The organism is Anabaenopsis sp. FSS-46 (assembly GCF_029891665.1).
Lineage (GTDB): Bacteria > Cyanobacteriota > Cyanobacteriia > Cyanobacteriales > Nostocaceae > Anabaenopsis > Anabaenopsis arnoldii.
In genome coordinates this window covers 1-4,957 of record NZ_JANQDG010000076.1, presented here as the reverse complement: position 1 = coordinate 4,957, position 4,957 = coordinate 1, and the positions used below count along the sequence as shown (strand labels likewise).

At 41.6% G+C, this 4,957-nt stretch carries 3 protein-coding genes; all 3 read left to right on the top strand.

Annotation, left to right across the window (positions count from 1 at the left end):
• The first annotated feature begins 161 nt into the window (after nucleotides 1-161).
• The 3 genes from NWP21_RS08760 (at nucleotide 162) to NWP21_RS08750 (ending at nucleotide 4,585) form a co-directional block, all read left to right on the top strand.
• Nucleotides 162-1,115 carry an NAD-dependent epimerase/dehydratase family protein gene (locus NWP21_RS08760; protein WP_280792393.1) on the top strand — a complete coding sequence of 318 codons (954 nt, stop codon included), beginning with the start codon at nucleotides 162-164 and terminating at the stop codon, nucleotides 1,113-1,115.
• A gap of 334 nt (nucleotides 1,116-1,449) precedes the next feature.
• Nucleotides 1,450-3,654 (top strand): polysaccharide biosynthesis tyrosine autokinase, encoded by a 2,205-nt coding sequence (locus NWP21_RS08755; protein ID WP_280792391.1) that lies wholly within the window; start codon nucleotides 1,450-1,452, stop codon nucleotides 3,652-3,654.
• A gap of 505 nt (nucleotides 3,655-4,159) precedes the next feature.
• Nucleotides 4,160-4,585, top strand: a complete 426-nt coding sequence (locus tag NWP21_RS08750; protein WP_280792390.1) for a hypothetical protein — start codon at nucleotides 4,160-4,162, stop codon at nucleotides 4,583-4,585.
• The last annotated feature ends 372 nt before the right edge of the window (nucleotides 4,586-4,957 follow it).

The window sequence follows — 4,957 nt, the reverse complement described above, 5'->3', positions numbered from 1 at the left end:
GCAACGGTCTGAGGATGTCTTTGACAATCTTGGGAAATGAATTTATAATCATCATCAATTAATTGGTTTTAATCCTTCGCCCAAAATTTACCATATTTTGGGCTATTTTTATCACCTCTTTCTTAACATTCAACACTTGTGACCCTATACTAAATTATCTCATGACTAAAACTATTGTTACCGGAGCCGCTGGATTCATCGGTTCTCATCTTGTAGAAACTCTGTTAAATCAAGGACAGCAAGTCATTGGAGTTGACGAGTTCAATGATTACTACAGTCCCGAACTGAAGCGCAAAAACATCGCCAGGTTCCAAAATCATCCCGCATTTACTTTAATTGAGAAAGATATTCAGGTTTTAGATTGGGAGATACTGCTAGAAGATGTAGATATAGTTTACCATCAAGCTGCTCAAGCGGGGGTACGTGCAAGTTGGGGTCAGGGTTTTCGTGCTTACACTGAGCGCAACATTAATGCCACACAGATTATACTGGAAGCGGCAAAAGATAGCAAGCACCTGAAAAGATTAGTCTTGGCTTCTACCTCTAGTATTTATGGCGATGCCGAAACCTTACCTACCCATGAGGGAATTTGTCCCCAGCCAGTTTCACCTTATGGTATTACTAAACTCGCAGCAGAAAGATTGTGTGGACTGTATTACAAAAACTTTGGTGTTCCCTATGTCTCACTGCGTTATTTTACAGTTTACGGACCAAGACAGCGCCCAGATATGGCATTTCATAAGTTCTTTAAAGCAGTAATTGAGGATCAGCCTATTCCTATTTACGGTGATGGAAAACAAACCCGTGACTTTACCTTTATCAGTGACGCTGTGGCGGCTAATTTAGCTGCCGCTACTGTACCAGAAGCTGTGGGGGAAATCTTGAATATTGGTGGTGGTAGTAGGGTAGTGTTAACAGATGTTTTAGATACAATGGCAGAAATTGTCGGTCAACCAATTAAAAGAAATCACATTGAAAAGGCGATGGGCGATGCACGCCACACGGCGGCTGATGTATCTAAGGCCAGAAACATTATCGGTTATCTACCCCAGGTATCCTTGAGAGAGGGGTTGTTTCAAGAATGGCAGTTTATTCAATCTTTGTATAGCTGTTGACGCGTCCCCTTTACCCCCATGAAAATAATTTAGGATTTTTATTATACTAAGTAAATTTGGCAACTCGCTTATGTCCCCTGGGGTTTACTCCAGGGAATATATCTATTGTTAGTGGTGAAGTAGCGTATACTATAACTCACAGTTTGTACACAGGACTAAAGCTTTCTCTATCCTGAGTGGTTACGCAACTGTTACTCCGAACCTTAGTATCTATCTGCTCTGATATCTTAGGGGTGGTTTTTTGCCAAAATTTTAGTTATGGAATAACATTAGACTATACAATGTGAATTTAAACAAGTATAAATGATTGGCGTTGTAGAGTTATAGATAAATTATGCCATCTTATCAAGAAGACCAAGACGAGATTAATTTAGCACAGTATTGGCTAACTATCAAAAGACGGTGGTTGCCCACAGTCACCATAGCCACCTCTGTATTTGGTCTCACAGCTTTTTATACTTTTAGTCAAAAGCCCATTTATGAAGCCGAAGGTAAACTGATTTTTGATAAACAAAGTAGTGCGTCTTTGACAGGTGTCAGTGAGCAGCTCGGAGAACTCAGTGGTGTAGGAAGCACATCCAACCCTTTGGACACCCAAGCCGAAATTATTCGCTCTCACCCCCTGATTCAAAAAACCATTGATGCCTTGCATCTGAAGAATGAGGATGGGGAACCCTTAGGCATCAGTGGTTTTCTCGGTAACCTCAAAGTCCAAAGTATCCGGGGAACTGATATTATGCAGTTGTCCTACCGTGATACTAGTCCTGATCAAGCCCGGGCGATCGTCAATCAATTGATGTACGCTTATCTAGATAATAATGTCTTGACCAACCGTTCCCAAGCTACAGCCGCCCGGAAATTTCTCATGGAGGAATTACCCAAGGTGGAGGCACAAGTTGCATCTGCGGAATTAGCACTACGTCTGTTTAAAGAAAAATACGAAATTGTCGCCTTAGAAGAAGAAGCTAAACAAGGAGTTGAAAGACTCTATGAAATATCTAACCAGATTACTCTACTACGGGCGAGGTTGGCAGATGCTAACAGTCGTTCTGGTGCTTTGCAAAATCAATTGGCATTGAGTACACAGCAAGCTGTGTCCCTGAGCAGTCTGAGTCAGTCAAGAGCAGTACAACAAGTGCTATCAGAATACCAGAAGATTCAAGACCAGTTAGCGGTGGAAAGGTCAAGGTTAACAGATCAACATCCCACAGTTGTTAATTTATTAGAGAAAGAACAAGCTTTGAGGGCACAGTTGGAAGGAAGAGTTAGTCAAACTCTGGGTAGTTCACAACCGATCGCAGAGCAAGATTTACAAATGGGACAGCTCAAACAAACCTTAACTGCTAATTTGGTGCAAGTAGAAGTAGAACGGCTGGGCTTGGAGAATCAAGTTAATGTATTGAACCAAGCTTTTAGTGCTGATGAAGCCCGTCTGAGAAACTTACCCAAGCTCGAACAACAACAACTACAGCTACAACGACGGCTACAAGTGTCACGAGGCATTTATGAACAAATGCTGACTAGATTACAAGAAGTGCAAGTTGTGGAAAATCAGAATGTCGGTAATGCCAGGATTGTTTCTGAGGCTTTATTACCGGATAAATTCGTTTCTCCTCGTATTCAATTGAATTTGGCACTGGGGGGATTTTTAGGCATTGCTTTAGCTTTGGGCTCGGCTCTATTCCTGGATGCTATAGACAAGTCTGTAAAAACAGCCGAGGAAGCCGAGCGGTTGTTCGGGTATCCTTTGTTGGGTGCCATTCCTCAGTTAGACCGTCAAGAGGGGACAACGGAATTACCATTACTGGATAACCCCTATTCGGGAGTGAATTCCGCTTTTGAAATGCTGCAAATCAACCTTGGTTTTACTCTTTCTGACAAGCAACTCAAGGTGATTGTGGTTAGTAGTTGTTTACCAAGTGAGGGTAAATCTTTTATCGCAGCTAATTTGGCATTGGCTAGCGCTCAGATGGGAAGGCGAGTGCTATTAATTGACGCAGATATGCGTCGCCCCCGTCAACATGAGGTGTGGAAAAAACGTAACTTGATGGGTTTAAGTGATATTTTGGCGGGGCAGGCTTATTTCGCACAAAGTTCCCAGGAAATATCGGTAAATATGCACTTGCTAACTACTGGAACCATACCTCCTAACCCAGCTGCACTACTAGATTCCCGGCGGATGGAGGAGTTAGTAAAACAAGCGTCCCAAGATTATGATTGTGTGATTATTGATACTCCACCTTTGAGATTTATTGCCGATGCCACAATTATCGGGAAAATAGCAGATGGAATCTTGTTAGTTTCTCGTCCTGGTGTGGTTGACTCTGATGCTATCAGGACGACAAAGGCATTGTTAGTAAATTCACAGTTGCCAGTGTTGGGCATGGTAGTTAATTGTATATCTAGTAATAGCAGTTATTACTACAACAATTATTACCACTATTCTCACTATAATCATTCCAGAAATGCCCCAAGGAAGAGAGATAAGATACAGTCCCAATTAAAAGCAATTACGGGGAAATGGTTAGATAAGGATTGACATCTTCTTCCTGCTAACCCTTACGGGTGTAAGAAAGATTGCAAAGATCACTTCTTAGGCTTTCTCTTCCCACGACTCGACTTACTTAAAGAGATTTCTCCACCCAAGCAGAGGTCAATATCTCCAGAGACTTGATATCTGTGTGTGTCCCACATTACGTAGTCCTAATTTCACGATGTCCCGTGTAGCATTACCATCCCGATATTGAGTTTTTTCACACAGTAGTCAAAACCGCAGACAAAGACTTTAGACCAAAACTGTTGATGTGCTTTTTTATAGCACTAAACTACTATTTTGCGGCGAATCGCAATGTGCCAGTTGCGTAAGTTCTATTTCTTTCAAATTCGTCTATATTTTTCCATGTTATGACATAAAAAACAGTAAGTATGATACCCTAATTTCGGTAGTATCTACTGAAGAGTTAAGCTCTCGATCATCTCATTGATCTGAGTCCCTCTAAACGTAACCTTCCGAGTTCAACTGTAATTTAGCTGAGGAGGTCGAATTGCACAAAAGATGTGAGCGGAATCGGAAACGTTCAAAACGTAGGGCTATTTATTGCCCTATCCATGGGTGTTATTTGGATAGCGTGAGTCAAAAATATAAACTTTTCGCCGATAAAGCAGAACAATTACAGGAACGGGGTTTAAGTCGGCGAGCCGCATTATTGTCCATCGCCAATTACACAGCAGTTACCATACAAGGAGAGTGGTTAGAGGCTTTTTGGTGTGAACACTGTCAGGAGAAAAACTGGTATTATGTGCGTCAGTTGAATAATGGTAGGTATGATATTTCCTTAGCACCCAAGGAACTCTGGCAACAGGTGACAGGAGTAATTGATCCTGACGGGAATCCTTCGGTGGGTGAGTTTACGCGGATAAATGCTAAACAGTTGAGTTGTCACTCTGTGAATTCTTTCTATTCCTTATAAGGAAGGCAAGCTGAAAATTCTTAAGAGGTTGTTTGATAAGTTTTCAACAAGTAATTTTCATCTTAGGGAACACCGAACACACCGAACACACCGAACAGGGAATGGGGAACACAACGAACACACAAAAAACAATAAGATCCCTAACCCTCCCCTTACAAGGCTATCCATTACCCGGATCTTTCTTAACATTCGTGAGAGCGATCGCTCGCAAACCCCCAAACCTTAATCCTCCGTTGATGATTCTCAAGAAAATAAGGGTTTTATCAAGAAGAATAAGGTACATTTTGTCAAGAGTAGGTAAATTTTCAAGCGTTGAAACCGTGTCCACATAAATGTTTCAAGATTGTTAAGAAAAATGTGGGTAATGAATAG

Bases quoted from the DNA above. Each gene is read 5' to 3' on its own strand.
- NWP21_RS08760 (WP_280792393.1), top strand. From the start codon at position 162: ATGACTAAAACTATTGTTACCGGAGCCGCTGGATTCATCGGTTCTCAT.
- NWP21_RS08755 (WP_280792391.1), top strand. From the start codon at position 1,450: ATGCCATCTTATCAAGAAGACCAAGACGAGATTAATTTAGCACAGTAT.